This window comes from Gilliamella sp. wkB112, assembly GCF_001690685.1.
Lineage (GTDB): Bacteria > Pseudomonadota > Gammaproteobacteria > Enterobacterales > Orbaceae > Gilliamella > Gilliamella apicola_J.
Window position 1 is genome coordinate 487193 of sequence record NZ_LZGL01000009.1, and the last position, 26982, is coordinate 514174.

Here is a 26982-nt window from a genome sequence, read left to right on the forward strand (position 1 = left end):
AGTTAACCAAGAATAAGTTAGCAAAATCGATTAAAAATAGAAAATCTAATTACGACATTATACAGCATTATAAATACATAAATCCTGTATATTGAATGGGGATAGCATCTTACACCAGAATTGAACAACTCACAAATTATGTAATTCACATTTCTTAATGTAGTTATAGTGATTTCTGAGTATAAATATAGAAAAAATAATTAATTTATAGTTAATTAAAGATCCACTTAGTATTACCTAAAATCACTTTAACAATTCTTATTTGATAAATTTAGTTTTTAAATAAATCATGTATTGTATTACTGCTGATAAGTATTTTTTTTCTTTAAACATTAATTTTGAATAAGCGCGAATTGATGAAGTTTTTTTATTATTATATAAAGGTAAAATATCATTTTTCCATGAAGATTTAGCTAAATAAAAATCATATAACTTTGATTTATAAGGTTGATGCCATGGTTTATTTTTAGTGATGTAGTGGATCAATATAGTATCCTCAGGTAAATTAGAGTCTTCATTTCCATAAAGTGATAACCCTAATAAATTATTATACTTTCTATCTAATATTTTTCTTTGGTTACCCACAACAATATTTAATACATCTTGATCTGGATAATTAAACTTCTCTCCACTATTAAGTAATTGCAAAGTTTTTGAGGTAACATCTATTTGACACCAAAGGTTGATATTAATTAACATAACTCCAGAATTAAAATAGGTTCCTTTGACTATACCATATTTACTACATTGAGACTCCTGCATATAAGGCTCATCAGCCACTGCAGCAACTACAATATTATCTAATGGAATGTCAAGAAGATTGTCTAAATGTTTGAGGCAAAGTGTATCACTATCGATATATAGCAATCTTTCCGTAATATTTTTTAAAACAATTGGAGCTATCAATCTTACACAAGCTGCTATTGGAAATTGTTCGGTATTTTTATGATCAACTTGAAATTTATCATTAATAATATATTCTGTTATTGCTATGTTCTCAGCTGAAATTAAAGTAAACTTTTGTCTATTCTCTTCAGAAATATTATGTGTAAATAAATGAAAATGGATTTGATGATTTTTATTATTTTCAATAATAGAAATTATATCTACTCCGGCCGGTAAGGCATAATTATTATCAAAACAAAATAAAATATGTAAAACTTGTTTACTATTTACAAAATCATAGTTCAATAGTTTATTTCTTTTATTAATAAATTTATCAACATCAATCAAAATATATTCCTTAACGCTTTTTAAATAATTTATGTTTTAAATAAAGCAAATAATATTTAAATGCAGAAACATATTTGTGCTGGCTTACTAATAGTTTTGCATATCGCCTTGTCGTAGAAGGTGCATTTTCGTTAGCTAATAATAATTTATCATTTGCCCATGGTGAAGAAGCTATGTATTGCCGGTAAGTTGGAGTTAGATATAACTTATACCATGGTTTATTACCTGTGACATAATGGATAATTACTGCATCTTGATCAATCCGAAGATCCTCATTACCAGCAACAGTAAGCGAGGTAAGATTATTAAAACATCTAGGTAAAAATACTGTTTTACCTTGCATTAAAATATTAAGAACATCTTGATCTGCAAATTTATATACTTCACCACTATTAATCATAGCGAATGCTTTATCGGTCAGATTGTTTTTAACCCACATATCTGTGTTAATATATATCATACCTGCATTAAAATATTCACCATAAGGTATACCACATGCAGCACATTGTTTTTCTTGTGTCTTGTCAACATCTGGAACCACTGCTGAATATTTATTATCTAAATTAATCTTAATTAACCCATTAAGATTATTAGTACATAAAACATCACAATCTAAATATAAAACCCGTGAAGTAACTTTATTTAAAAGTTGTGGAACAATAAACCGTAAACAAGTAGATGCTGAAACATGTAAAACTAGAGTGTCAGGATTAATCGAAAAATCTTCACTAATCTCATAACAAATAATTGTTATATTATTTTTATTTAATTCATTAAAACGCTCAATTTTCGCATTTGAAACTTTATTAGCAAATAAATGGAAAACTAGATTTTTATCTGGATTATTGATAATTACAGAAGATATAGCAATACCAGCTGGCATTGCATAATTATCATCAAAACACAAAGCAATATGCAAAGTTGATTGCGATGTAACTGAATTCTCAAATATTGTTGATATTTGACTTATAAAAATATTTTCTTGCATATAAAATGTTTAATAATGGTTTGAAATCTAGATATATTGTAACATATATAAAATTAAACAAAGAACTAATAAACAATTTTAAGTTGACATATCTACTAGCAAATGACTAAATATTAAGGATAGATCTTTAAGAGCATTAATGATGAACAAGAATATTATTAACATAGCATATTGTACTGATTCCAATTATTTGGAACATGTAGGTGTATCTATTATCTCTATTATTTTAAATAACATGCATAATAATATTCATTTTCATGTTTTTTTATATGATGTTTCTTTTGAAGAACAACAAAAATTACAGAAAATAAGTTCATCTATAACTATTTATTCAATTCCACCAGAAGAACTAAATAAATATGAAGATACTCAAAATAATAAAATAAAACATATTAATCGATCCATGTATATCCGCTTATCTGTACCTCGATTATTGTACCAAAAAATAGACAATTTTATTTATCTAGACGCCGATATGCTATGTTTTGCTGACATTTCACCAATTTTGAATGTAAATATAAATTCTGTTATTTGTGCGGTATCTCCCGACTCTTTAAATAATAATAATATATTAAAAAATCAGGAGAGACTCGAATTAACCACACAAAATTATTTTAATTCAGGTTTTTTATACATAAATATCAACAATTGGATGAGTTTTGATACTGAAAATAAAGTCAATCAAATATTATTGAATTCGCAATATTCAGAAAAGTTGATATATCCAGATCAAGATGCACTAAATATCATTCTACAGAATAAAGTCTCGTTTATTGATAATAAATGGAATTATCTATTCACTTGGATGGATGACAAACAAAAGCAGAACTTTTTCTACAATAAAACAATTTTGCCATATATTATTCATTTTACTGGTGCAAGAAAAATATGGTATCAAGAACATAAAGGATTGGCTCAAGATATTTATTGTTTCTATAAACATTTTACTCCGTGGGCAACAACACCTCTGGCTAGTTATAAAACTAAAATGCGTATAAGTGACTATCGGATCTATGCAAAAAGCTATTTTCAAAAAGGTAAAATTATTAATGCAGCTAGAAACTATATTATTTATTTGACTAAAAAATTAAAAAGATAATAAATAGGTTCGAAGTGAACATATTAGCTAACATACATAAATTTTAATGATAACTAATATAAGTTCATTAATATTAAACTTCTAAAGTTAGTAAATTTATAGCTCAGCTTTATTTTTGATCTTGTTTGTAAGTCAAAAACCTATAATTGTAACTTGTCCATTGTTAGAATAATCTTATTCTAAATTTAATTTATACTTAATTAGAATTTCGTATATATAAATAATAAAATTTTAAAGCCGTTCCTACTTTACCTCTTTTCAAACAATATTTAGCATAATGACGAAGCCATGATCTTTTTAAGGTAATAGGTTGATTTGAATTCTTCCATGGTGATAATGATAAATATTTTTTGAACAAGTGAGAATCAAATGTTTGATACCAAGGTTTATGTCCAGTAACATAATGTAACAACACAGTATAAGGGGCTATTTCTTTTTCTTCTTTACAAGAAGTTGTAATATGGATTTTGGTATTATATTTAATCGGTAACAAACGTGTATTATTTTCTAGTAAAATATTTAAAACATCTTGATCTGCAAAACGATAAACTTTTCCATTATTTATTGTGTTCATACAAAGTTCGGTAATATTGTTCTTAACCCATTTTTTAACATTTATAAGTAATACTCCAGCATTAAAATAATTTTTATAATTAATTGTATAAAGATCTTTTATTAAACTTTGCATTCCATCATCATCTGGAATAACACCTGCAATATTATCTCCAAGCTCAGTATCATATAATGAATTAATAGGATTTAGACATAAGATATCACTATCTATATACAATAGTTTATCCGTCTTATTCTTTAATATATCGGGTATAATAAACCGAACACATGACATTGCTGACAAATAGCCTAACACCAGCGTATCACAATTGATTTGGAAATTATCATTTATGTAATATAAATTTACAGAAACTATATCATTTGCTAACTCTTTTATCTTTGCTAAGTTATTTTCAGATAACTTATCAACAAAAAGATGAAAACATAAACAAATATCAGAATTATGATAAATTAATGAAGAAATAGTAACTCCTGCAGGCATTGCATAATTATCATCAAAAGCTAGCGCTATATGCACTAATTCAGATGATTCCGCAGCATCTTTTGACAGAATTTCCATTCTACTTATATAATTTTTCGAATCAAACATATAACGTATCTTTGTGGTAATTTTATTTAAATTGTAAAGAAAATATTTTTTATGTAAAAATAAAATAATATAAATATAAATCTATTGTTAGATTATTTAGATTGCATGTATACTAAATTACAATAAAAAAATCAAATGGAACATTATGTTATCATACAAAATTTATAAACAAATGATAAAAATAATAACCTTCCCTATTTTTATCACCCCTTTGCGGAAAAAAATAAAAAATTATTTAAAACTGAACGTTTTTAATATGCCATACCGGAGACAAAAAGCGTTTTATAATTATGTCAAAAAATATTGTGATGATTCTGTTGTAACAAGCAATATATCTACACATATTGATCCAGAAAAATTACCAATCTGGCAAATTTGGTTTCAAGGTCAGGATTTAGCGCCCGATATTGTTAAACTATGTTTCAAAAGTATTGATAAGTATGCCAATGGTCGCAAAATAATAAGGTTAACGGAGCAAGATATCCATCAATTTATTGAATTACCAGATTATGTCTTAGAAAAATATAACAAAGGGATCATCACACCAGCACATTTATCTGATATTATCAGGGTATGTTTATTAGCAAAATATGGTGGGACATGGATAGATGCAACAGTTCTTTTGAGCAATTTTATTCCGACTTCTATCATAAACTCTCAATTTTTCGCGTTCCACATTACCCCAAAAAGCACTTGGTTTGATTGCCATGATTATCTAACTTCAGCTAGTTGGTTTTTACACTCTCAACCTAATAATAACCTGATGTGTAGTGTAAGAAATGCACTTTTTAAATACTGGAAAAACGAAAATAGTATTGTTGATTATTTCCTTATTTATTTTATATTTAAATGTTTGGTTGATCAACATACTAAACTGGCAAATGAATGGAATTCTACAGTCAATATCAATGAAGAGGCAACACATCAAATGCAATTATTTTTTAATAGTTCATTTAACTCAAAGAAACTAGAGCAAATAAAAGAAAATTCTTCTATACATAAATTGACCTATCATTATAAAACTATAATAGATGATTCTTTGCTAGATATATTTTTTAAAAAAAATAATTTATTTTATTAATATGCTTTTAATTTTATAAATATAAACTTTTCAGTGTATAATATAGTTTTTTATATTCATTTACTTTATGTTTAATTCTCAAAATTTCATTAAAACAAAAAACACCATTGTTAAAGCATCTAGTGAACATAAATCTATTCTACATATTGCGTTAGGTTTTGATAATAATTATGCAATGCCAGCAGGTATTGCTATGTTATCAGTTATACAAAATACCTTTAATTACAATTTACATTTTCATTTATTTATTGATCAAGTATCAGATTCGAATATTGAAAAATTCAAAAAATTAGTAACGACTAAAAATGTTACTATTACACTTTATTATATAAATAATGATTTCGTAATTAACCCCAAAACATTAGTATTACATATAACAACAGTATCAACATGTATTCGTTTTATAATACCAGAAATACTAGCATCAATAACAGATAAATTAATTTACCTCGATAGTGATGTAATATGCTTACAGTCTTTAGCAGCATTAGCTGAGTATAACATTGATAACTATATTGCTGGCGTTATACCTGATACTAAAGATATGCAAAACGAAATTAGAACGATGTATAATATAGATTCATCTCAATATTTCAATGCGGGAGTTTTATTAATTAATACAAAAAAATGGAATGAATTTCATATTTCAGAACAAGCATTTAATCTAATAAATAATGGTAATATTTATAAATATGCAGATCAGGATGTGCTCAATATTTTATTTGAACACAAAACTTATCCACTACCTATAAAATATAATACTAAAATAAAAATATCTACTGATGCCCATCAGGAAAAAAGCATTAAATCATATACTGTAATATTGCACTATATATCGCAAAATAAACCTTGGTATAAAGTATATCGTTCTAAAATCTTTAAACAATATTTCAAAGATTCACCTTGGAAAAATGATCCACAGCCTTTAAGCGATAACAGCTCATCAATAAGAAATTATGCAAAATATTTAGCTCGATTGCATAAGTATAAAGCAGCTTTTTATTATTATCTGGTATATTTAAAATATAAATTATATCTGAAAAAATAATTTGGTCACTTTGCAAGTGAATTAATAACAAAAATTCAAATATAACTTTTTATTAGACTATTATAATTAGATAAAAATATGGTTTAATAACCATTCTGCTTTTTATATATTGCTAATAACTAGCTAATAATCATAATATTTTCATTTTAACTATTTAATTTCCCTTGATATAATTTTGCATATAAACCATCTTTTAAAAGTAATTCTTGATGATTACCTTGTTCAACAATATGACCATTATCTATGACTAATATCTTATCCGCATTTTCAATAGTTGATAATCTATGCGCAATGACTATTGCTGTTCTACCTTTTTGTAATTCATCTAAAGCTTTTTGTATTGCTTTCTCCGATTCAGTATCTAATGCAGAAGTCGCTTCATCAAGGATTAAGATAGGAGTATCTCGTAATAACGCTCTAGCTATGGCTATGCGTTGACGTTGACCGCCAGATAATAATATGCCACTTTCACCAACTACTGTATCGAAACCTTTTTCCATTTTCATTATAAAATCATACGCGTTGGCTTCTTTAGCTGCTTTATCTATTTGTTTTTGAGAATATTCCCCAATATTCCCATAAGCTATATTATTAGCAATAGTATCATTAAACAAATGTACATTTTGCGATACTAGACCAATTTGGTTACGTAAACAATGTAAAGTTAAATCTTTTATATTATAGTTATCGATTAAAATTTCACCTTGAGTAATATCATAAAATCGAGGTAACAAATTGGCTATAGTCGTTTTACCCGAGCCAGAACGCCCCACTAAAGCAACAGTTTTTCCTGATTCTACGGAAAAGCTAATATCTTGCAATGCTGGTTCTTGTCTAGTCTCATAAGTAAAAGTAACATGTTTAAAGTCAATTTTACCGTTAACACGATCAATATTTACTTTACCTTTATCCGCCTCAATTGGTTGTTCAAAAATAGCAAATAATGTTTGGCAAGCAGCCATACCCTTTTGAAAATCAGCGTTTACACTTGTTAAACTTTTGATTGGTTGCATTAACGCAACTAGGGAGGAGAAAACAACGGTAAATTGTCCTGGAGTAATATTTAAGTCTGGATTACTTGCCGTTAACAATACAAAAGCAATAGCAAATGAGATTATAAGTTGAACAATAGGAGTTGATAATGCTGAAATTGAAACTAATCGCATCCCATCACGACGAAATTTATTATTCACTTTATCAAATTTTTTGGATTCTTCATCTTGGGCACCAAAAAGAATTATTTCTCGATGACCTTTTAACATCTGTTCAACAGACATAGTGACACTACCCATAGAATTTTGCATATTTTTGGCTAATTTCCGAAACTTTATAGAAATAAAAGTAATTAAGCCAATTACAATTGGTGTAATTATGAGCAAGGATAAAGACAACTGCCAACTATTAGTAAACATGGTATAAAATAACCCACAAATAAAAGCTGACTCACGAACTATGGTAATTAATGCATCCGATGCAGACGAGGCAACTTGGTCTGTATCATAAGTAATTCGAGATAATAATCTACCAGTAGAATTTTGGTCAAAATAACTAACAGGTGCGTCGACAAAGTGATTAAAAAGTCTTTGACGAATTTTTAAAACAATTTTAGTAGAAACTAAAGATAAAAAGAACGAATATCCATAATTAGTAACACCTCGCAACAGTACTAATCCAAAAATATAAAAAGGAGCCATAAATAAGAAATACTGATCATTCTCAACAAATCCTCTATCAAGTAAAGGTTGAAGCAATGCGATTAGAGAGGTATCAGCGAAAGCACTGATGATAAGTAAAATAACTGATATAAAAAGAATAAATTTATGTTGCGCAATATAAGGTAATAGCTTGGAAAAAGTACTCCATGTTGATGAATCGCGATCAATATCATTAGTCATAGATTGAATATCTTTTTTATTCATAATTCATTATATATTAAGAGTTAAATTGTAATTGATGCATATGAGTATATATGCCTTTTTTTAATAACAAAGTTTTATGATCACCTTCTTCAACAACTTTGCCATCATCAATGACTAGAATACGATCAGCATTTTCAATTGTAGATAAGCGATGTGCAATAATAATAGAAGTTCGATTTTTTTGTAAGTTTTCTATTGCTTGCTGTACTAATCTTTCAGATTCATTATCTAATGCCGAGGTTGCTTCATCAAATATTAAAATTGGATTATTACGCAACAAAACTCTTGCGATTGCAATCCTCTGCCTTTGTCCACCAGATAACAAAATTCCATTGTCACCGACCTGAGTATTTAAACCATATTCTAATTTATCAATAAATTCCATTGCATTAGCTTGTGTTGCTGCTTTTATAATATCTTGCTGATTATACATATTTTTCGCACCATAAATTATATTATCAGCTATCGTACCATTAAATAAATGCACTTTTTGCGAAACTAATCCTATTTGATTACGCAATGACTTGAGAGTATAGTTTTTAATATTTATACCATCTAATAATATTTCTCCTTGTTCGATATCATAAAATCTTGGAATCAAACTTACAATTGTTGACTTACCTGCCCCAGATCGGCCAACTAAAGCCACTGTTTCACCTTGTTTAATTTTAAAGCTTATTTTATTTAAAGATGGTGATGTTCTTGTTGGATAGGTATAAGTTACATGACGAAATTCAATACTACCTTCAGCTTTGTCCAAACTTATCTTTCCATTGTCCTCTTCAAGAGGTGAGTTTAGGAGTCCAAAAAGGGACTCACAAGCTACGGAACCTTTTTGCAATTCTAGATGAACACTGGTTAACTCTCTCAGAGGACGCATTACCGCAACCATAGCTGAAAAAACGACGGTAAATGAACCCGGTGTGATATCTAAAGCTTGGTTTGCTACCAAAAACAAAATTATACCTAAGGCCAAAGTTGCAACTAATTGAATTATCGGTGTCGATAAACCGGAAACCAGCACTATTTTTAAAATACTTCGTCTGAAAATTTTATTAATTGAATAAAAATTATTCTTTTCGTACTTCTGGGCATTAAAAATTAAAATTTCTTTATGTCCCTTAAGCATTTCATCAGTTGCTGTTGTAATGGTTCCTATATTTTTTTGCATTGAGAAAAGGGTATTACGAAATTTTTTTGCAATGAATTGTGCAATAAGAATGACAATTGGGACTACAAAAATTAAAACTAAAGCTAGTTTCCAATTTCCGTAAAACATCACTATACATAAACCAATAGCATAAGCAATTTCTCTAACTAAAATAATCAGTGCATCAGAAGAAGCTTTCGATAATAACTGGGTATTATAGGTAATTACAGTAACTAGTTCTCCTATTGGATTTTTATCTAGATAATTAATAGGACTTTTAACTAAATGGTCAAAAATTAGCTGTCGAAATTTAGCTATTACTTTACCTGATAACCATGAAAGACAATAAGTGGAACAATAATTTGATAGTCCACGCAATGCAATTAAACCAATAATGCCTATTGAAAAAATAATTAGCAACTCATAATTCTTATCCATTAACCCATTATCTAATAGAGGTTTGGTTAATGAAATTAATGTTGCATCAGTTGCGGCATTTAGTAACAGAGCAAAAACTGCCACAACTAAAGCTTTTTTATGTGGATAAATAAATGGCCACAATTGTTTAATAGTATTTAATGAGCTATATTTATTTGACATAATAAATAAAGAAAGTTAATTATGTTAAGAATTATACTATACATAATCTATAAATTTAAATTTTATTACAATTCCTTTTCAACTAGAAAACTAAGTGTTTTATCTATATAATAGTTAAAATTATGTAGTAACGTTCTTGTTACTTGCGTTATTTTAATCAAACTTACTAACAAGTTATTAGTCCATATTAATCGTTGTTCAAAGAGATAATAGGAAACAAGTAATGCATTTGAATGCAAACACTATTATAAAAAAAAAAATAACATTTGGAGCTAAAAGCTATAATAATGTTGATCAATTAAATATTGCCTATGGTATTGATCGGAATTTTTTTTTAGGTTGTGTTATCTCCATTACTTCTATCTTATTAAACAACCCTAATGATGATTTTAGGTTCCATATATTTACCAATCATATAAATGACGATTTTCAACATAAAGTAGAACAACTTACTAATAAGTATAAAACTTGTATAATTATTTATTTCATAGATGATAATAATCTATCTAATTTACCTACAACTAGAAACTGGACTATTGCAACCTATTTTCGATTTATCATAGCTGATTACTTCTATAACCAATTAGATAAAATTCTTTATCTTGATGCTGATATTATATGCAAAGGGTCTTTACATGAATTATTTGTGTTACCATTTGATAAGAATATAATTTATGCCGTTGAGGATAAGGATTCTATATGGTGGAAAAAATGTGCTATACGACTTAATGAAAATAAATTATTAAGTGCTTATTTCAATGCTGGTTTTTTACTAATTAATCTTAAAAAATGGGAAAGTTTTAACGTAAATGGTAAATCATTAAAATTACTTGCCGATGAAAACCTATCAAAAAAATTTACTCATTTAGATCAGGATGTATTAAACTTAATTTTACTTGAAGAAGTTAAATATCTGGATAAAAGATACAATCAGCAAGTTAATATCAACTATGAATTAAAATATAAATCAAAATCTAACTTTTATTGCCCGATTACTGATGAAACTATACTAATTCATTATATAGGGCCAACTAAACCTTGGCATAAATGGGCTAAAGATTATAAATGTTCTCAATATTTCCTTGATGCAAAGTCAAATTCTCCATTTCAAGATACTCCTTTATTATCAGCAAGAACTTCAACTCAAATGCGGTACTGTGCTAAACATAAATTACATCAAAAAAAGTTTTTTTCTAGTATTTTTTATTTTTTAAAATATTTCACACATAGAATTAACTATTTGAAAAATTTAACATTTAACCGAAAAAAACGATAATAAAGAGTATAAAAAAACCAAATCACTCTATTATTTTTCTGTATTACCTTAAATTTATTTTTATCTTTATTATTCAGCTTATGTTCATTAAATAAAATTTCTTTATCTAAAAAATCAGTTTGTTTTAAATAGTATTTTATTTTCTTATAGTTCATTTTTTTTATACAATCGATCAAATAAGAAATTTCTCTTTGAAAAATAAAGGCAGAAGCTAACTTTATTATTTCTTGCTTATCATCTTTATCATAATTATTAAGTAGATATAATAAAATTTTCTGACGACCTTGAATATCGGCAAGCCACTTATCTTCATACCATAAAGACGACATTACAGATCCAGTCCGTTGAACATAATTAAATAAATATTCTTTAACACAATAACAATCAAAATTACTAAGAAGTTTAACCGTAAACAATAGATCTTCTGAGATATTACAACCTAGCTCAAAATAAATAAGATTGTCTGTTAAGATTTTTTTACGTATCAACATGCCAGAGAAATGGAAATATCCATTTCTCTGTAAATAAGGATTCAAAATATTACCTTCCATAAAAGAATTATAGATTGGTGACAATTTACCTGATATATCTATTCGATTAAATCCACAATAAACTATATTTGCATCATTTTCTTTTTGTTTAGCCAACATTTTTTCTAAAAATGTTGGTGAATAAGTATCATCACTGTCAAGAAATGCAATAAAATCACCATTTGCCAGTTCAATCCCTTTATTTCGAGCCACTGAAACTCCACTATTTTTTTGACTATGCAAAATTATATTATTTTTGTTTTTTTTATAATCCATTAGAATATTCAAAGAGCCATCAGTTGAACCATCATTTATTAAAATAATTTCATAATTATTATAAGATTGAGCTTCTAAAGAAATTAATGTCTTTATTATAAATTGGCTAGAATTATAAATAGGTATAATTATTGAAACTGCTGGCATATTGTTCTTCATCAAGAATCTCATTTTAAAATATTAGATCACAAAAATATTTAATAAAACATATAAATATATATAAACTAAAATTTATCAATTAACTATTTGCATTTTTATGTTAAAAATATACTATATGTTAACTAACTATAACATTTTATTCAGATTAGTGGAAAGAGAAAACTATGAAGTATGACTATTTAATTGTTGGTAGTGGCTTATTCGGTTCTATATGTGCATATGAACTTAAGAAAAAAGGATTTAAAATACTAGTGATTGAAAAACGAGATCATCTTGCTGGTAACATATATACTGAAGATAGCAATGGTATAAATGTTCATAAATATGGTGCTCATATATTCCATACTAATAATAAAAAAGTATGGGATTACATAAATAACTTTGCAGAATTTAATCGTTTTACTAACTCACCTATAGCGAATTATAAAGGTAAATTATATAACTTACCATTCAATATGAATACTTTTTATCAATTGTGGGGAGTAAAAACCCCAAAAGAAGCTCAAGCAAAAATTGAAGAACAAAAAAAACTATATCACATTGAAAATCCTAAAAATCTTGAAGAACAAGCCATATCTCTAATTGGTAAAGATATTTATGAAATATTAATCAAAGGGTATACTGAAAAACAATGGGGAAGAAAGGCAACTGATCTTCCACCATTTATTATTAATAGATTACCGGTTAGATTTACTTTTGATAATAATTATTTTAATGATAAATATCAAGGCATTCCTATAGGTGGATATACTCAGGTAATTGAAAAAATGCTGGATAGTGTTGAGATAAGATTAAATACTAATTTTTTTGATGATAGACAAACTTATCTAAACATAGCTAATAAAATCATATATACAGGTCCGATAGATCAATTTTATGATTATAAATATGGAACCTTGGAATATAGGTCTTTACATTTTGAGAATGAGACAATTAATGAACCTAATTTTCAAGGGAATGCTGTAGTCAACTATACAGAATTTGATATTCCTTATACTCGTATTATAGAACATAAACATTTTGATTATGTTGATACAAAGCATACTATTATAACTAAAGAATATCCCAAAGATTGGAAGATCGGAGATGAAGCTTATTACCCAATCAATGATGATAAAAATGCTAAATTATATGAGAAATATAAGAAAATCGCAGATAATGAAAAACAGATATATTTTGGCGGTAGATTAGCTGAATATAAATATTATGATATGCATCATGTAATTGAAAAAGCATTAAATTTTACCAATAAGTTGGCGTGAAAAATGCCCTGCCATTTTTAATGGCAGGTTTATAATTTTATTTCTAATTAATATTTAAAGCTTTAAAACTTTGGTCCAGAATTCTTTTGAAGTAAGCTTTCCTATGTTATTTTTATACTTTATCACATTAGACTGATAGTTTGATCTCATCTTATACATATCTATATAAAGACCAAACAATAATTTAAAGAATTTAATACGTGAAACTTGTACAACAAAACCTTCCTTATTATTAGGTTTATAATAAAGAATACTTTTATATCTAAAAATATGGTCATAGTTAGCGCAATAATTAAAATCCTGATAAGCAATTTTATTTTTCATTGGTAATAAAAGACCATTAAAGGATATTTTCTTTATTATTTTCTTTCTTCTTTTATAAGAAAAAATAGGTTTTAATTCATCCAAGTTAACATCATGAAATCTTTCTACCTTAACAAAACTATTAATTTCTTTTCTAACATCAGCCAGATCATAATTATTAAACCAGAAATCAATATTACCTAAAACATGTTGAAGCGCTAATCTAATAGCTAATACCGTTTCATATTTATGAGAATACAATGCATCTAAGTAAAAAAGTTTATAAGTTTTCAATATTTTTTTAACTGGAATTCCCAAATAAAATGAATTAATAATATGATTTCTCGTATCCAAATATAGGTTTAAAGGAGACGATTTGGTAGAAAAACTCTCGCCATAACAAGCGATCCCAATAGGAGATATGTAATTAAAATTATTAGAAATGCCAAAAAATATATCATCTCCTCTAACAAAAAATGGGAAAGTATAATTTTTCACATAATTAATTGGGAATGCAAAAAACCACCACGCACCATAATTTGCTTGAGGATGATATCCCAATTCTGATACTAACATACTATGACGATCTGCCATATTGTAATTATGCCAGTTAGGCTTACATATTGCATCAAACTGAGCTCCTTTTTCAATAAGGAAATCTGGTCGATCATCCATAAACAAGGAACCACTGACTACTGAATTATCTTTTAATGCATACGATAAAATCCAATAAGCTCTAGTTATACTTTCTGTTTCACAAGATGCATCATCATCCATGAATAAAACATGGGTGGCATTAGTATCATTTTCATAATGAAGTAAACCACGCATAAAACCACCTGAACCGCCAGTGTTTTCATTAGGGATTATGTTTACTCCGCTTGCCTCTTCGTTAGTAATATTTTTGGAATTATCAACAACAGTGAAAAGAATTTTATTTTTAAATTCTGGATTATCCAATATATTTTTTTTTACTCTTTGAATAGCTGGTAAAACATATTCTTTACGATTGAAATGAGTTACACTAATTCCAAGAACAACCTCTCGTTTGGGTTTATCTGGAGTATACCATCCACCGCCTGTAAAAAATACCTTATCTTCCATTGGCGAAATAGTAATATATAATAATCCATTATGCTCTATTTTGGATAATTCATATTCAAAAATTATTTTTTCATTTTCAGTGAATTCAACCGTTTTCGTGGCTAACTCATAATCAATTCCAATTGTAGCTACAAATAATTTAACTACAGCTTTACCTTTTCCTTTAGCACAAAAAACAATTCTATTGAGACCACATTGTTCTTTCCAAACAGGCAATGATAATGCATTATAATAAGAATCAAAGTATATTCCCCCTCCAGAAAAGATCACAATTTCATCTTCTGAATGGCTTGCTAAGTTAGACCCCATATATTTAAATCCACAAGAACCAAATGTTTTATGAGGGAAAAGAATATTTTGAATACATATTAAGTTGTTTGAAATCATTTTATTTGCAATAAGTAAATTAAGAGTAAATAGTTTGTGAATTTTACACATTTCTCACATAAAATAAACTTTTTTATTATAACGATAATTTTTTTAAGTTTAAAGATAATAGATAATAACAAATTATATTTTATGATTAAATACTATATTTACTATATTAAATTAATCGACTATATTATCATCCACATTATCTATTCATAATAATTTTTTGCTTATTGTTTATTAATTTTGGCTGTTAGGGTCTGCTTTTCCATGTTTAAATTTATAAGCTAGACCCTTTGTTTGTTGAAAAGTACAAACTTTAGTGAAAATTAAATCATTATTGACAGCAAACGGTGAATAATATTTCCGTTCGATAAAAATTCATAAATATTATGTTTCACTGCTTCATCAGTAATAACTTCTAATATACTAACTAATGCGCGATGAGTGCTAAATACAAACTCTATTGAATTATCGTCTTTTATCCGATCTAACTTGTATCCTTTACAAAAAACAGTATAAAATAGTCCTGTGAAAATTTGAAACGCTTAATAAAGCTTCTGGAAGAATTATATAATACACAACTCAAATATCAATTCAAAAAATACTTATTTTTCAACTAATTAAAATTAACTATATTATAACCGTTTCCTGTACTTATAAATGAATGGAATCACTTTAATAATTAATATTTTTTTTAAATCTTTAAAAGTAAAAAAAGGATTCTTTTTAGAGCATATTTCGCGGTTTTTACCTATTTCTTTTGACCAAAACAAAAGAAATGAATAGCGATAAGGCATTTCTAATCTATTATAATTCCATTTATAACTTTTATATTGCAAATAACTAATTAAGTATTTTAGCTTTTCATATATAAGTTTATCTTTAGCGTATCTAATAATTTCATTAAATTCATTACATATGCAATATACTTTATCTTTACTTTTTATTGAAGATTGCTCATGTATTCGATAATAAATTAATGCATTATCAATAAGCATTAATCTTGTTGCACAAGCATACACTTTAAAACTAAAAGCTGTATCTTGATATGATGCGCCAGGAGTTTCTAAAAAGCTCAATTTATTTTCTTCAATAAATGTTCTTTTATATATATTAGCCCACACGGCTGGCCATTGAAAAAAAGGTGATAAATCATTTTTTGGATTAATTAAGGTACCGCTTTTCATTTGATAAGAATCAATTTTTTTTATTACACCATTTCTTTGTTTAAAAGTATAAAAATGGCACCTAACAATGTCTAACTCATTTTCTAAAGCTACTTTAAAAAGTGTTTCAAACATTTCAGGTTTAGCAAAATCATCTGATTCAACAATGCCGATATATCGCCCTGTACATTGTTGAAATCCAATATTCATTGAATGACCATAACCTCTATTAGGTTTATCTATAACATATATTCTTGAATCTTTGCTAGCATATTCTTGTAAAATAGATAATGAACTATCAGTTGAACCATCATTTACACAAATAATTTCAATATTAGTTAATGATTGGTTGATAATACTATCTAAACATTGACGTAAATACCTTTCCACGTTATATACAGGAACTACAATTGATACATCTGGTATCATAAAAATTATTCCTTATTTTTAATATTATTTAAATACCATTCAATAGTTTTTCTTAGTCCACTAATAAAATTTTCTTGTGGCTTCCAGCCTAATTCTTTTTCAATTTTAGAGGAATCAATGGCATATCGATAATCATGTCCTAAACGGTCTGCTACAAACTGAATAAGATCTTTGTATTGCTTAACACCTATTGGATGATTAGGAACTAATTCATCTAGAATTTCACATATTGCGTATACTAAATCAATATTTTTATATTCATTATTACTACCAATATTATACGTTTCACCAATTTTACCTTTTTTTAGCACTTGATATAAAGCCTTAACATGATCTTCAACATAAAGCCAATCGCGAATTTGTGAACCATCACCATAAATGGGCAATGGCTTACCATTAATTGCATTATATATAACTAATGGAATTAATTTTTCTGTATGCTGAAATGGTCCATAATTATTAGTACTGTGGGTTATAATAGTTGGCAAACCATAAGTTTGATACCATGCACTAACTAAATGATCACTTGATGCTTTAGAAGCGGAATAAGGATTGTTGGGCACATACGGTGTTAATTCAGTAAATGATAATTCTGTATTTTTTAAATCACCATAAACTTCGTCCGTAGAAACATGAATGAAACGAAAACTCTCTTTTAACTTTTTAGATAAAGAATTCCAATAAAACCTGCTCGCTTCAAGGAGAGTGAATGTTCCTATAATATTAGTTTCAATAAAACTTACCGAATTATTAATTGATTTATCTACATGACTTTCTGCCGCTAAATGTAACACTGCATCAGGTTGATATTGTCTAAAAATACGATTTAATGCTTCTCGGTTACAAATATCAATTTGTTCAAAATAATATCTTTCATTATTCGATACCATTTGGAGTGATTGTAAATTTGCCGCATAAGTTAACTTATCAATATTAATTACATGATTATGTGTAAAATTAATCAAATAACGAACAACAGCTGAACCAATAAAACCAGCTCCTCCAGTTACTAAAATCTTCATAACTCTATCCAACAAAACTACCGCCCTATCCCATAATCTCTTAGCTTATTAGCAATGGCAGTATGCGAGACTCCGAGTCTTTTAGCTAGTTTTCTTGAGCTTGGGTATTTGTCATATAAGCGTAATAAGATCTCTTTTTCGAATTGTTTGGTCATTTCATCGAGAGTTTTATTTTCGATATTTTCTACCCATGATAATTTTGATGTAGCCGGCATTGGTAATACAAGATCTTTTACGGTTAAAGCGTTGGTTGTCAATTGTGCCAATGCAGAATAGAGTACATTTTTTAGTTGCCTTACATTGCCTGGCCATGAGTAACGTGATAAGTAATCAACCACCGCATTGTCAATTGTTGGTGGTGTAATTCCTTGTTTGTTAGCAAATTCATTTACAAACATATTAGTGAGAGGAGCAATATCATCTTTACGTTCTTGCAAAGAAGGTAAATTAAGTGATAATACATTAAGGCGATAATATAGATCTTTCCTGAAATTACCTTGTTCAACCAGTAGTGCTAAATCGACTTTAGTCGCACAAATAATTCGTACATCAACATAAACTTCATCATCATCACCCACACGGCGAAAATAACCATCATTTATAAATCTGAGTAGCTTCGTTTGCATTTGGAAAGACATTTCATCAATACCATCGAGCAAAACCGAACCACCATTGGCCTGCTCAAAAAAACCTTTTTTACTCTCAACAGCTCCGGGGTAAGCACCAGCAGCATGTCCATACAATTCACTTTCAACAACATCATCCGGCATAGCGGCACAATTTAAACCTAAAAAGGTTTGATCACCTCGTGGACTGTATTGATGGCAAGCATTGGCAAGTAAATCCTTACCTGTTCCAGTTTCACCGGAAATCAATAACGGTTCTCTTTGTATTGAAAACGCTTTGGCTTGAGCGATTAATTTTTGCATCGCTTGACTTTGAGTGGCAAAAATATCAAATGCATGACTACCGACCACATTGATTTTTGACAAGCGTTTTTTTAGGTATTCAATGGGTTGCAAAATAAAAATTGTTTTTGATGATTCTATAATTTGCTGTAATAAAAAATACTGAGCATTTAATACAATAATCGTATCATCTTGTTTTGCAAAACCATTATTAGCATCTAAATTAAAAATATGATAATAATCAAAAATATGATTTAATTTTAACAAATCAGAAGAGAACAACTTTCTAGCGGTGTCATTATATGCAACCAGTTGTTTGTTAAGATTAATTTCAAAGATTGCTGCTTGCATATTTAATCCACTTTTCATTTAGTTTGGTTAAATTATCATGACGGAGCCGCCAATCATGATTTTTAGTTAATTCGGCATAAGTGATCTGTTTATTGCTAAGTAATTGTTTAGCTTTATTAGATACTAATGACTGCTGTTTAGCTAAAACAGCTAACTGTTCTAATATAGCTAAAGTACCTTGCCTATTGTTACAAGCTAACAGCAAATCGCAACCTGCAGCTAATGCTGCCTGTGCTCGTTGGGCATGATCACCTAATACGGCTGCGCCTTCCATGGATAAATCATCAGAAAATATAATGCCATCAAACTGTAGCTGCTGACGCAATATAGTTTTAAGCCAATATTGGGAAGCACTAGCTGGTTTATCATCAAAAGCTGGATAAATAACATGAGCCGGCATTATGGCATCGAGTTTTTTAGCTGTAATTAGATTGGTAAAAATTTGCATATCTTGCTCAATTAGCGATTTATCACGATGATCAATCGGTGTTTCTTTGTGAGAATCAGCAATAACATGTCCATGACCAGGAAAGTGTTTACCAGTAGTTTTCATTCCTGCAGCATGCATACCATCAATCATTGAGGTAGCTACTTGTAAAGCAATATCAGCATTTTCATGAAAAGAGCGCGTACCAATTGCTAAACATTCATGCCCTAAATCTAACACAGGGGCATAACTAAGATCGATATCAAAAGCAATAAGTTCTATCGCCAATAACCAACCGGCATCAAAAGCCAACGCTTTGGCTTGTTCAAGTTCATTTAGTACTGCAAATGATTGTGCGGGTGGAATAACAGTAAACCCTTGCTTAAAACGCTGTACTCGACCACCTTCATGATCCACTGAAATCAATAATCGTTCAGTTGATACAGATCGAATTTCTTTAATTAGTTCACTTAATTGGCTTTGATCTTCGAAATTACGACTAAATAAAATGACACCAGCAACTAATGGATTTTGCAATAGTTTTCTATCATCCTTAGTTAAGGATGTACCTTCAACATCAATCAATAATGGCCCCATTATTCAGTAACCTCTTTAACATTATCCGCATTCGTATTAGATGCTTTGATTAACTCTTTTGAGGTAACTCGTTGTAAAATTTCACCTGATTGAGTAGAAAGTAGCTCCATCGCCAAATTAGCTTCATTATTATCACTTGGTAGTTTATAAATAGTGGTAAACAACACATAACCTGCATTCATCGATTTAGCGATACCAATCATTTTGCTGCGTGACACTAACTTATCATCAGGGGAAATACCTAACGCTTGCTTAGCTTGATTTATTGATTGTCTATCTGCCACGGAAAAGATTTTTTGTTGAGCCATTAATTGATGTAATACTTCATCAACCTGACTAGTTACAATATAGTCACCACTACGATTTTGAATATCACTTATCAAAATAACCTTGTTGTCATCATAAGTTGAAGATGACTGCAACAATTTATTTACAAACGGTGATAGGATTGAATTCCAATCAGTTTTTTTGATTATTTCTGGTGGTGTTTCAACTACCTCATCAGGTGGTTTAATTACATCAACTGGCTGGTTAACTTGTTTATTTTCAGGTTTAGGAAACAATTGACAACCTGCTAATAAAAAAATCATCGCTATAGTAATTAATATTCTTTTTTGCTGTTTCATGATTGATTAACCTAATAATCGACCTAAATTTTTGCCACCCAATAAATGCATATGAATATGGAAGACTTCTTGTCCGGCATCTTTATTGCAATTCATAATTAAGCGATAGCCATTAGTATCAATACCTTCTAGTTGTGCGATTTTCGCTGCCACAGTTATCATGTGACCAAGCATGGCTTCATCTTGAACTGTCACATCGTTAAGGGTTGGAATTAATTTATTAGGAATAATTAAAATATGAGTTGGTGCTTGGGGAGAGATGTCACGAAATGCAGTAACCGTATCATCTTGGTAAACAATATCAGCGGGAATTTCATGTCGAATAATTTTACTAAAAATAGTTTCCTCTGCCATTAAATTTCTCCTTCATTATTCTATTTTCTTATGAAAAAATCATGTTACTGCAAGCATAGCATATTTTTAAAATAAAAATGTATAGATTTCGTTACATTTTACAGATGAAATCAATTTTGTAAAGATGTTTCAGGAGAGCATGACATTTTAGTATAAAAATCACTTTATGATTGCTATACAAACTAAATATAATCATTTGTCAATAATAGCGAGTTGGTATATAATGCCCCGTCGATTTTCAACCGCCTATTTTTCATGTTCCTTGCTTTCAATGGGTTGCGGTTGCCCCCGACAGAAAGCTGATTAATCCGTAGGGAGCGATAATGCGTCATTACGAAATAGTATTTATGGTTCACCCAGATCAGAGTGAACAAGTACCTGGTATGATTGAGCGTTATACTGGTACACTAACAACTGATGGTGGCAAAATCCATCGTTTAGAAGATTGGGGGCGTCGTCAATTAGCCTATCCTATCGAAAAACTGCACAAAGCACATTATGTGTTAATGAATGTTGAAGCGACTCAAGAAGCTGTTAATGAACTTGAAGATAACTTCCGTTTCAATGATGCAGTGATTCGCAGTTTAATTATGCGCACTAAACATGCTGTAACTGAAACTTCACCTATGTTAAAAGCGAAGGATGAACGTCGCAATCCTGAAGAAGATTTTAACGAAGTAAACTTGGACGATGATTCCGACGAATAATCGTTTAGTATTGTCGGGTGTAGTATCTAAAACCCCGATACGAAAAGTTAGTCCTAGTGGGATTTCTCACTGTCAATTTTATTTAGAACATATTTCTGAACAAATTGAGGCCGAACTCACAAGACAAGCATGGTGCATAATGCCGGTGATTGTTAGTGGACAAAAAGAGTTAAGTTACAGTATAAAAAAAGGCAGCAAAGTTTTAGTTAGTGGTTTTATTAGTACCCATACTAGACGTAATCAAACAAGCCAACTTGTGTTACATGCTGACCAAATTAAACTATTAGGAGAATAGCCAAATGGCACGTTATTTCCGTCGTCGCAAATTCTGCCGTTTTACAGCAGAAGGTGTTAAAGAAATTGATTATAAAGATGTTTCTTTATTAAAAAGTTATATCACTGAAAGTGGTAAAATCGTACCAAGCCGTATTACTGGTACTTGTGCAAAATATCAACGTCAACTAGCTCGTGCAATCAAACGCGCTCGTTATTTGGCATTATTACCATATACTGACAACCATCAGTAATTAGCAACAGAGGGAACATATAATGCAAATTATTCTACTCGATAAAGTTGCTAATTTAGGCAGCTTAGGTGATCAAGTTAATGTTAAAGCGGGTTATGCGCGTAACTTTTTGATCCCACAAGGTAAAGCAGTACCTGCTACTAAAAAGAATGTTGAATTCTTTGAAGCTCGTCGTGCTGAATTAGAAGCTAAACTTGCTGAGACATTAAAAGCCGCTGAAGAACGCGTTGCTGAAATTAATGCGCTTGGTAAAGTAACTATTACTTCTAAAGCTGGTGACGAAGGTAGATTGTTTGGTTCAATTGGTACTCGTGACATTGCTGATGCCGTTAAAGCTCACGGTGTTCAAGTATCTAAAAGCGAAGTTCGTTTACCAAATGGTGTATTACGTACAACTGGCGAACACGAAGTATTATTCCAAGTACACAGTGAAGCTTTTGCAAAAGTTATTGTTGATATTATTCCAGAATAATAAACACACAATTACAAAAAACCCGTTCATGTTGACGGGTTTTTTATTAATTAAATTATAGAGTAAAACATCAATTCAATTTATCCGAAAAGAACTGCCATAAATATTCAATCTTACTAACTATCATTTTGAACTTGGTTATCTATTTTCCTTTATTCGTCTTTATTAAAGTTTATTGCCATTAAATTTAGTAAAAGATAAATAAATTAATAATGTAAAAATTGTTAATAATACTAACGTCATTAATTTCCACAACTCATTAACTATAAGAGGAAAATAAAAATGTATAGTTTGAATACCCTAAACATAATTAGGAATGATTTAGAAAAATCATCAAATTATAGTAAAAGATAGCGATGGATATATTAAGAAGTCATTTCATCAAACAATCGCATAGCTAAAAAGCCATGTCCCATTGTCGCGCCGGCTCTTACCGCAGCAGCAATAGAAATTAACTCTGCTAACTCTTCTTTGCTTGCACCTACGCGCTTAGCGTTCTTACTATGAACTTCAATGCAATACGCACATTGTGTCGTAAGTGCAACTGCTAATGCAATAAGTTCTCTTATTTTGACCGGAATATGTCCTTCAGTCCGCTTAACCGATCTATGATCAAAATCAATAAAAGCTTGAGTTTCTTTAGGTGCATATTTCAATAAAGTAGTGACATATTTAAAATCATTAGATGATTGGTAATAACTCATATTGTTACGCCTTGTTATTTTTTAATTTATAAATTAATCCGCTCAACCAACATACCGGACAACCACGCAATAAAAATACAACACAAGCTTAGCAAATAAAGGAAGCTGAAATAAAAATAGTGCTAAAACTAGCATCAAAGCACACACGCCTCTTATTAAATGCAAACTTACAAAATTACGACAATACATAAACTCTCCTTTTTTAAATCTATTAATTTAGATAGGTTTTTGAATCCAACTTTTGTTTTATAATCATTCTTGCTCGATGCAATCTGCTTTTTACTGCCTCAATAGTGATACCCAATTTTTCAGCAACTTCGGGTGCACTATATTCTTCAATATCGCGCAAAATTAATACTTGACGATAAATGAATGGTAACGAACCAATAGCATTGGTTAAATCAATATGCAGACTCAAATCTGTATTTTGCATAGCAATGTTTTCTAGATTAAATTCACTATTAATACTTTTTGATTGTCTAGCTCTAAATAATCGATAACACTCCCTTTCAATAATTCGAAATAACCAGCTGGCGAAAGTCGCTATTGTTTTCAATGTGCCAATTTTTCTATACATTTGCCAAAGAGCGATTTGCACAGCATCTTCAACATCTTCAGCTGAAGAACAAGTTCGCCTAGCAAACCTTTTAATATCAGGTTGGCAAAGGATAAGTAGTTGTTCTAAAGCTTGTTTATTGCCCATACAAGCCGCTTGAATGAGTTTTTCGTTTTTTGGGTTCATATAATTTAATTATTGTGAAATTTTTAATTTTGTTATGCTAAAAGTATCATTTCCTAAGACTTTTAAATAACATTTATTTGATTATATAGAGGATGAATAGTGGCAAAAGGATTCATAAAAATTTGCAATTTTAGATATTGATTAAATCTGCGTGCGGATTATGACGATCAATTAGTCGAGCAAATTCCTTTCATATTTATGAAATTTTGAAGATATCACTAAATTGAATATTTAAGCTTGAATATTCAATTGGTAAGTATTAAATAAATGCTTCAAATCCGTTGGCATATTTAGTTGGTACAAATTCAATTATGTCGTACTCGGCAATTTGATGAATATAAAACGGATCTTTTTGCATTATAGCTATTGCTTTTTCACGACTTTCAACACGACAAAGAATGATACCTCCGACACGAGGTACTTTGCGACCGGAAGCAATAAAATGCCCTGATTGATAATGATGTTCTAAATAATCGATATGTTGCGGTAAGTATTTTTCTACTTCATTAATCGGTTTAAGGTAGGTAAGAGAAAAAATAAACATTTTAATGTCTCCATTTAAAAAATAATAAGCCAACCATATATGTTGGCTTTGATTATACTCGTTTTTATTGAGCATCAATCATACAGTATTATGAGAATGTTAAAACAAAGTATACATTGTTCAAGTTACTATTTTGCAACCCATTTGCCGTTTTCATCTTTATGATAAAGCTTTTCAACCGCTGACCAAGCAACACGAAAAGCAATTTGCTCTGGATTACTGTTGTCTCGTCGTTTTTTAGGATCTTGATACTCTTTTATCGCACTATTGAATGCTTCTTTAAAAATGTCTTGGGCATGTTCAGGTAAAACATGGCGAACTGAATCCGGTAAATCATTACGTGTTTGATAAGGCATATAACATTTCCTCTATAAATTAATCATGCATGATTGAAAATTTAAAAACGGTAAAAGTTAAAACTGCTACATCATCATAATTCACTCTAGAATTTATGCTTTTTTTAGGAGTAATACAAGTTTTGTTTATTTTCATAATAATTATAAGTTAGTTGTTGTTATAAATATTACTTTACGATCTTTAATAAAAATTACTTACTTATTTTAGTGATATTAGTAGTAAAATGACTCATTGTAATAATAGTTAATATATAAATATAATACTAAATTATTAATGAACGTATTTAACATATAAGATATTATTTTAACGAATTTAAATTTTTTATGTTGTATAAATCACTTTAGCCAAAGTTGATAGAATCAAAATATAAGGAAATAAAGATGAATCGAAAAAAATTTCTTGCCATTTTAATTACTAGTTTATTAATCCTAGGTTGTAATGAAAAATCCAGTGAAAACAAAGTCGAATCGACCGTATCTGAACCCACACAGGCAAAACAATCGGATGTAAATCAATCAGAATTATTAGGTTTAAAAGCCAAAAAAGCAAATTTATGGCTTGATGTTCTCGAATTACAATATACCACACCTGGATTAGTATTAGAAAATCGACTTGCTACAACTCATATGATTGAAGCAATAGAGCAATATTTCGAAAAATATACGGATAAAGATGGTCACTTAATTTTAAATAACCTTCGTAAAGCGAAAGGTGAAATAGATATAACATTCTTAATGATTCATGGTATACCAAGATTAGATTACTTGGAAAAGTATAGTAATTTAATCACTAAACTAGTCGCTTATTCCCCTGAATTACCAGCTCTAGATGCAACTGGTAAAGTATATGGTGACCAGTTTATTGAATTAGGAAAAGTATATATAGATTTCTATAACTATTATAAAGTTGACAAAGAATACAAGTTAGATGATTTTGCTAAATCAGAAGAACTTAATAATAGACTTTTAACTGCTTATAAAAACTATTTACAAGCCAAAGATAGTGCATTTATCGCCTACAATAATTTATACAATGAGTTACATCAAGCTCAAAAAATACAACTTAAAAAAGAAGGTTTGCTAATTATCTTTAATATTTATGAGGCTTTAGATTTATCTGAAGAATTTGTAAGTATAATCAACGATAAATCTAAAGATGGCTTTGCTAATTTTGATAAATCAATCCCAGAGCAAAAACTAACCGCTTTAGAAGCAATAGCTAATGAATTAAAATCTAGCAAGATAACTAAAGATGATCTTAAAAAAGAAGGGATTAAAAATATTGATGATTTTTATCGATACAGAGATGCCCTTTCAGGTTTTTTAGTGCAAGCTAAAGTGGTATTACGTGATATTCATGAAAAAAATATAAATAATCAAATCGATCATCTTAATGAGATTGAGCTTAATAGCGTAATTGAAAAATATAATTCTTTAGTCAGATAATTTATTACCATCAATTTGGTTACGATTAAGCGCAAACAGACT

The 26982-nt window shown here is 29.0% G+C and carries 27 protein-coding genes; 10 read left to right on the forward strand and 17 right to left on the reverse strand.

Annotated features, from left to right (window positions below):
* Positions 1–258 precede the first annotated feature (258 nt).
* Both A9G12_RS04615 and A9G12_RS04620 read right to left on the reverse strand, forming a co-directional pair.
* A complete protein-coding gene (locus A9G12_RS04615) occupies positions 259–1233 on the reverse strand; it encodes a glycosyltransferase family 8 protein (protein WP_065564678.1) in 975 nt (324 codons plus the stop codon).
* Positions 1234–1243: 10 nt separating this feature from the next.
* Complete coding sequence (locus tag A9G12_RS04620) at positions 1244–2221, reverse strand: glycosyltransferase family 8 protein (protein ID WP_065564679.1); 978 nt, start codon at positions 2219–2221, stop codon at positions 1244–1246.
* A 142-nt stretch (positions 2222–2363) separates the two neighbouring features.
* On the opposite strand from A9G12_RS04620, the gene A9G12_RS04625 reads away from it, so the two are divergent.
* A complete protein-coding gene (locus A9G12_RS04625) occupies positions 2364–3320 on the forward strand; it encodes a glycosyltransferase family 8 protein (RefSeq protein WP_218056572.1) in 957 nt (318 codons plus the stop codon).
* 196 nt (positions 3321–3516) lie between these two features.
* Here A9G12_RS04625 and A9G12_RS04630 read toward each other — a convergent pair whose 3' ends face one another.
* A complete protein-coding gene (locus tag A9G12_RS04630) occupies positions 3517–4482 on the reverse strand; it encodes a glycosyltransferase family 8 protein (RefSeq protein WP_081299653.1) in 966 nt (321 codons plus the stop codon).
* A gap of 145 nt (positions 4483–4627) precedes the next feature.
* On the opposite strand from A9G12_RS04630, the gene A9G12_RS04635 reads away from it, so the two are divergent.
* Together A9G12_RS04635 and A9G12_RS04640 are read left to right on the forward strand one after the other, a co-directional pair.
* The gene (locus A9G12_RS04635) at positions 4628–5563 is read left to right on the forward strand and encodes a capsular polysaccharide synthesis protein (RefSeq protein ID WP_065564681.1); all 936 of its coding nucleotides are present in this window, start codon (positions 4628–4630) and stop codon (positions 5561–5563) included.
* Between the two features lie 67 nt (positions 5564–5630).
* The gene (locus A9G12_RS04640) at positions 5631–6611 is read left to right on the forward strand and encodes a glycosyltransferase family 8 protein (RefSeq protein WP_081299654.1); all 981 of its coding nucleotides are present in this window, start codon (positions 5631–5633) and stop codon (positions 6609–6611) included.
* A 146-nt stretch (positions 6612–6757) separates the two neighbouring features.
* On the opposite strand, the gene msbA (A9G12_RS04645) is transcribed toward A9G12_RS04640, so the two are convergent.
* Positions 6758–8506: a lipid A ABC transporter ATP-binding protein/permease MsbA gene (gene msbA, locus A9G12_RS04645; RefSeq protein ID WP_065564746.1), complete on the reverse strand. Its 1749-nt coding sequence runs from the start codon at positions 8504–8506 to the stop codon at positions 6758–6760.
* Positions 8507–8543: 37 nt separating this feature from the next.
* Positions 8544–10280, reverse strand: a complete 1737-nt coding sequence (gene msbA, locus A9G12_RS04650; protein ID WP_065564682.1) for a lipid A export permease/ATP-binding protein MsbA — start codon at positions 10278–10280, stop codon at positions 8544–8546.
* A gap of 223 nt (positions 10281–10503) precedes the next feature.
* Here msbA (A9G12_RS04650) and A9G12_RS04655 point away from each other — a divergent pair, with 223 nt between their 5' ends.
* On the forward strand, positions 10504–11556 hold the full coding sequence (locus A9G12_RS04655) for a glycosyltransferase (RefSeq protein ID WP_065564683.1): 1053 nt from the start codon (positions 10504–10506) through the stop codon (positions 11554–11556).
* On the opposite strand, the gene A9G12_RS04660 is transcribed toward A9G12_RS04655, so the two are convergent.
* Positions 11517–12509 (reverse strand): glycosyltransferase family 2 protein, encoded by a 993-nt coding sequence (locus tag A9G12_RS04660; protein WP_065564684.1) that lies wholly within the window; start codon positions 12507–12509, stop codon positions 11517–11519. The genes A9G12_RS04655 and A9G12_RS04660 overlap by 40 nt on opposite strands.
* 176 nt (positions 12510–12685) lie before the next feature.
* On the opposite strand from A9G12_RS04660, the gene glf reads away from it, so the two are divergent.
* Positions 12686–13783 (forward strand): UDP-galactopyranose mutase, encoded by a 1098-nt coding sequence (gene glf, locus A9G12_RS04665; RefSeq protein ID WP_065564685.1) that lies wholly within the window; start codon positions 12686–12688, stop codon positions 13781–13783.
* A gap of 54 nt (positions 13784–13837) precedes the next feature.
* Here glf and A9G12_RS04670 read toward each other — a convergent pair whose 3' ends face one another.
* From A9G12_RS04670 to hinT, 7 genes are all read right to left on the reverse strand, one after another.
* Complete coding sequence (locus A9G12_RS04670; RefSeq protein ID WP_065564686.1) at positions 13838–15499, reverse strand: glycosyltransferase; 1662 nt, start codon at positions 15497–15499, stop codon at positions 13838–13840.
* Between the two features lie 698 nt (positions 15500–16197).
* A complete protein-coding gene (locus A9G12_RS04675; protein WP_065564687.1) occupies positions 16198–17157 on the reverse strand; it encodes a glycosyltransferase in 960 nt (319 codons plus the stop codon).
* Positions 17158–17162: 5 nt separating this feature from the next.
* Positions 17163–18179: a dTDP-glucose 4,6-dehydratase gene (gene rfbB / locus A9G12_RS04680; RefSeq protein ID WP_065564688.1), complete on the reverse strand. Its 1017-nt coding sequence runs from the start codon at positions 18177–18179 to the stop codon at positions 17163–17165.
* Between the two features lie 17 nt (positions 18180–18196).
* Positions 18197–19438, reverse strand: coding sequence for a sigma 54-interacting transcriptional regulator (locus A9G12_RS04685; protein WP_218056574.1), 1242 nt, complete (start codon positions 19436–19438; stop codon positions 18197–18199).
* Positions 19419–20462, reverse strand: coding sequence for a beta-N-acetylhexosaminidase (gene nagZ / locus A9G12_RS04690; RefSeq protein ID WP_065564690.1), 1044 nt, complete (start codon positions 20460–20462; stop codon positions 19419–19421). Before nagZ ends, A9G12_RS04685 begins: the two co-directional genes overlap by 20 nt.
* On the reverse strand, positions 20462–21088 hold the full coding sequence (locus A9G12_RS04695; protein ID WP_065564691.1) for a penicillin-binding protein activator LpoB: 627 nt from the start codon (positions 21086–21088) through the stop codon (positions 20462–20464). The genes nagZ and A9G12_RS04695 overlap by 1 nt, the downstream gene beginning before the upstream one ends.
* 6 nt (positions 21089–21094) lie before the next feature.
* The gene (gene hinT / locus A9G12_RS04700) at positions 21095–21442 is read right to left on the reverse strand and encodes a purine nucleoside phosphoramidase (RefSeq protein WP_065564692.1); all 348 of its coding nucleotides are present in this window, start codon (positions 21440–21442) and stop codon (positions 21095–21097) included.
* Between the two features lie 323 nt (positions 21443–21765).
* Here hinT and rpsF point away from each other — a divergent pair, with 323 nt between their 5' ends.
* The 4 genes from rpsF to rplI are packed head-to-tail and all read left to right on the forward strand — an operon-like array spanning position 21766 to position 23148.
* Entirely contained in the window at positions 21766–22149 is a 384-nt protein-coding gene (gene rpsF, locus A9G12_RS04705) for a 30S ribosomal protein S6 (RefSeq protein ID WP_065564693.1), read from the forward strand.
* A complete protein-coding gene (gene priB / locus A9G12_RS04710; protein ID WP_065564694.1) occupies positions 22133–22444 on the forward strand; it encodes a primosomal replication protein N in 312 nt (103 codons plus the stop codon). The genes rpsF and priB overlap by 17 nt, the downstream gene beginning before the upstream one ends.
* Before the next feature lie 4 nt (positions 22445–22448).
* Positions 22449–22676 carry a 30S ribosomal protein S18 gene (gene rpsR / locus A9G12_RS04715; protein WP_065556660.1) on the forward strand — a complete coding sequence of 76 codons (228 nt, stop codon included), beginning with the start codon at positions 22449–22451 and terminating at the stop codon, positions 22674–22676.
* Between the two features lie 22 nt (positions 22677–22698).
* Positions 22699–23148, forward strand: coding sequence for a 50S ribosomal protein L9 (gene rplI / locus A9G12_RS04720; protein ID WP_065564695.1), 450 nt, complete (start codon positions 22699–22701; stop codon positions 23146–23148).
* A gap of 365 nt (positions 23149–23513) precedes the next feature.
* On the opposite strand, the gene A9G12_RS04725 is transcribed toward rplI, so the two are convergent.
* The 4 genes from A9G12_RS04725 to A9G12_RS04740 all read right to left on the reverse strand — a co-directional run bounded on the left by A9G12_RS04725 (position 23514) and on the right by A9G12_RS04740 (position 25494).
* Positions 23514–23852 carry a carboxymuconolactone decarboxylase family protein gene (locus A9G12_RS04725; RefSeq protein ID WP_065564696.1) on the reverse strand — a complete coding sequence of 113 codons (339 nt, stop codon included), beginning with the start codon at positions 23850–23852 and terminating at the stop codon, positions 23514–23516.
* Positions 23853–24063: 211 nt separating this feature from the next.
* Positions 24064–24594, reverse strand: a complete 531-nt coding sequence (locus tag A9G12_RS04730) for an RNA polymerase sigma factor (RefSeq protein WP_065564697.1) — start codon at positions 24592–24594, stop codon at positions 24064–24066.
* A 259-nt stretch (positions 24595–24853) separates the two neighbouring features.
* Complete coding sequence (locus A9G12_RS04735) at positions 24854–25138, reverse strand: YciI family protein (protein ID WP_065564698.1); 285 nt, start codon at positions 25136–25138, stop codon at positions 24854–24856.
* 128 nt (positions 25139–25266) lie between these two features.
* On the reverse strand, positions 25267–25494 hold the full coding sequence (locus A9G12_RS04740) for a ChaB family protein (RefSeq protein WP_065564699.1): 228 nt from the start codon (positions 25492–25494) through the stop codon (positions 25267–25269).
* A 381-nt stretch (positions 25495–25875) separates the two neighbouring features.
* On the opposite strand from A9G12_RS04740, the gene A9G12_RS04745 reads away from it, so the two are divergent.
* Positions 25876–26940: a DUF3829 domain-containing protein gene (locus A9G12_RS04745; RefSeq protein WP_065564700.1), complete on the forward strand. Its 1065-nt coding sequence runs from the start codon at positions 25876–25878 to the stop codon at positions 26938–26940.
* Positions 26941–26982: the final 42 nt, after the last annotated feature.

Coding starts and splice junctions, on each gene's coding strand:
- A9G12_RS04620 (WP_065564679.1), bottom strand. CDS start 2,221: ATGCAAGAAAATATTTTTATAAGTCAAATATCAACAATATTTGAGAAT.
- A9G12_RS04625 (WP_218056572.1), top strand. CDS start 2,364: ATGAACAAGAATATTATTAACATAGCATATTGTACTGATTCCAATTAT.
- A9G12_RS04630 (WP_081299653.1), bottom strand. CDS start 4,482: ATGTTTGATTCGAAAAATTATATAAGTAGAATGGAAATTCTGTCAAAA.
- A9G12_RS04635 (WP_065564681.1), top strand. CDS start 4,628: ATGTTATCATACAAAATTTATAAACAAATGATAAAAATAATAACCTTC.
- A9G12_RS04640 (WP_081299654.1), top strand. CDS start 5,631: ATGTTTAATTCTCAAAATTTCATTAAAACAAAAAACACCATTGTTAAA.
- msbA (WP_065564746.1), bottom strand. CDS start 8,506: ATGACTAATGATATTGATCGCGATTCATCAACATGGAGTACTTTTTCC.
- msbA (WP_065564682.1), bottom strand. CDS start 10,280: ATGTCAAATAAATATAGCTCATTAAATACTATTAAACAATTGTGGCCA.
- A9G12_RS04655 (WP_065564683.1), top strand. CDS start 10,504: ATGCATTTGAATGCAAACACTATTATAAAAAAAAAAATAACATTTGGA.
- A9G12_RS04660 (WP_065564684.1), bottom strand. CDS start 12,509: ATGCCAGCAGTTTCAATAATTATACCTATTTATAATTCTAGCCAATTT.
- glf (WP_065564685.1), top strand. CDS start 12,686: ATGAAGTATGACTATTTAATTGTTGGTAGTGGCTTATTCGGTTCTATA.
- A9G12_RS04670 (WP_065564686.1), bottom strand. CDS start 15,499: ATGGGGTCTAACTTAGCAAGCCATTCAGAAGATGAAATTGTGATCTTT.
- A9G12_RS04675 (WP_065564687.1), bottom strand. CDS start 17,157: ATGATACCAGATGTATCAATTGTAGTTCCTGTATATAACGTGGAAAGG.
- rfbB (WP_065564688.1), bottom strand. CDS start 18,179: ATGAAGATTTTAGTAACTGGAGGAGCTGGTTTTATTGGTTCAGCTGTT.
- A9G12_RS04685 (WP_218056574.1), bottom strand. CDS start 19,438: ATGCAAGCAGCAATCTTTGAAATTAATCTTAACAAACAACTGGTTGCA.
- nagZ (WP_065564690.1), bottom strand. CDS start 20,462: ATGGGGCCATTATTGATTGATGTTGAAGGTACATCCTTAACTAAGGAT.
- A9G12_RS04695 (WP_065564691.1), bottom strand. CDS start 21,088: ATGAAACAGCAAAAAAGAATATTAATTACTATAGCGATGATTTTTTTA.
- hinT (WP_065564692.1), bottom strand. CDS start 21,442: ATGGCAGAGGAAACTATTTTTAGTAAAATTATTCGACATGAAATTCCC.
- rpsF (WP_065564693.1), top strand. CDS start 21,766: ATGCGTCATTACGAAATAGTATTTATGGTTCACCCAGATCAGAGTGAA.
- priB (WP_065564694.1), top strand. CDS start 22,133: ATGATTCCGACGAATAATCGTTTAGTATTGTCGGGTGTAGTATCTAAA.
- rpsR (WP_065556660.1), top strand. CDS start 22,449: ATGGCACGTTATTTCCGTCGTCGCAAATTCTGCCGTTTTACAGCAGAA.
- rplI (WP_065564695.1), top strand. CDS start 22,699: ATGCAAATTATTCTACTCGATAAAGTTGCTAATTTAGGCAGCTTAGGT.
- A9G12_RS04725 (WP_065564696.1), bottom strand. CDS start 23,852: ATGAGTTATTACCAATCATCTAATGATTTTAAATATGTCACTACTTTA.
- A9G12_RS04730 (WP_065564697.1), bottom strand. CDS start 24,594: ATGAACCCAAAAAACGAAAAACTCATTCAAGCGGCTTGTATGGGCAAT.
- A9G12_RS04735 (WP_065564698.1), bottom strand. CDS start 25,138: ATGTTTATTTTTTCTCTTACCTACCTTAAACCGATTAATGAAGTAGAA.
- A9G12_RS04740 (WP_065564699.1), bottom strand. CDS start 25,494: ATGCCTTATCAAACACGTAATGATTTACCGGATTCAGTTCGCCATGTT.
- A9G12_RS04745 (WP_065564700.1), top strand. CDS start 25,876: ATGAATCGAAAAAAATTTCTTGCCATTTTAATTACTAGTTTATTAATC.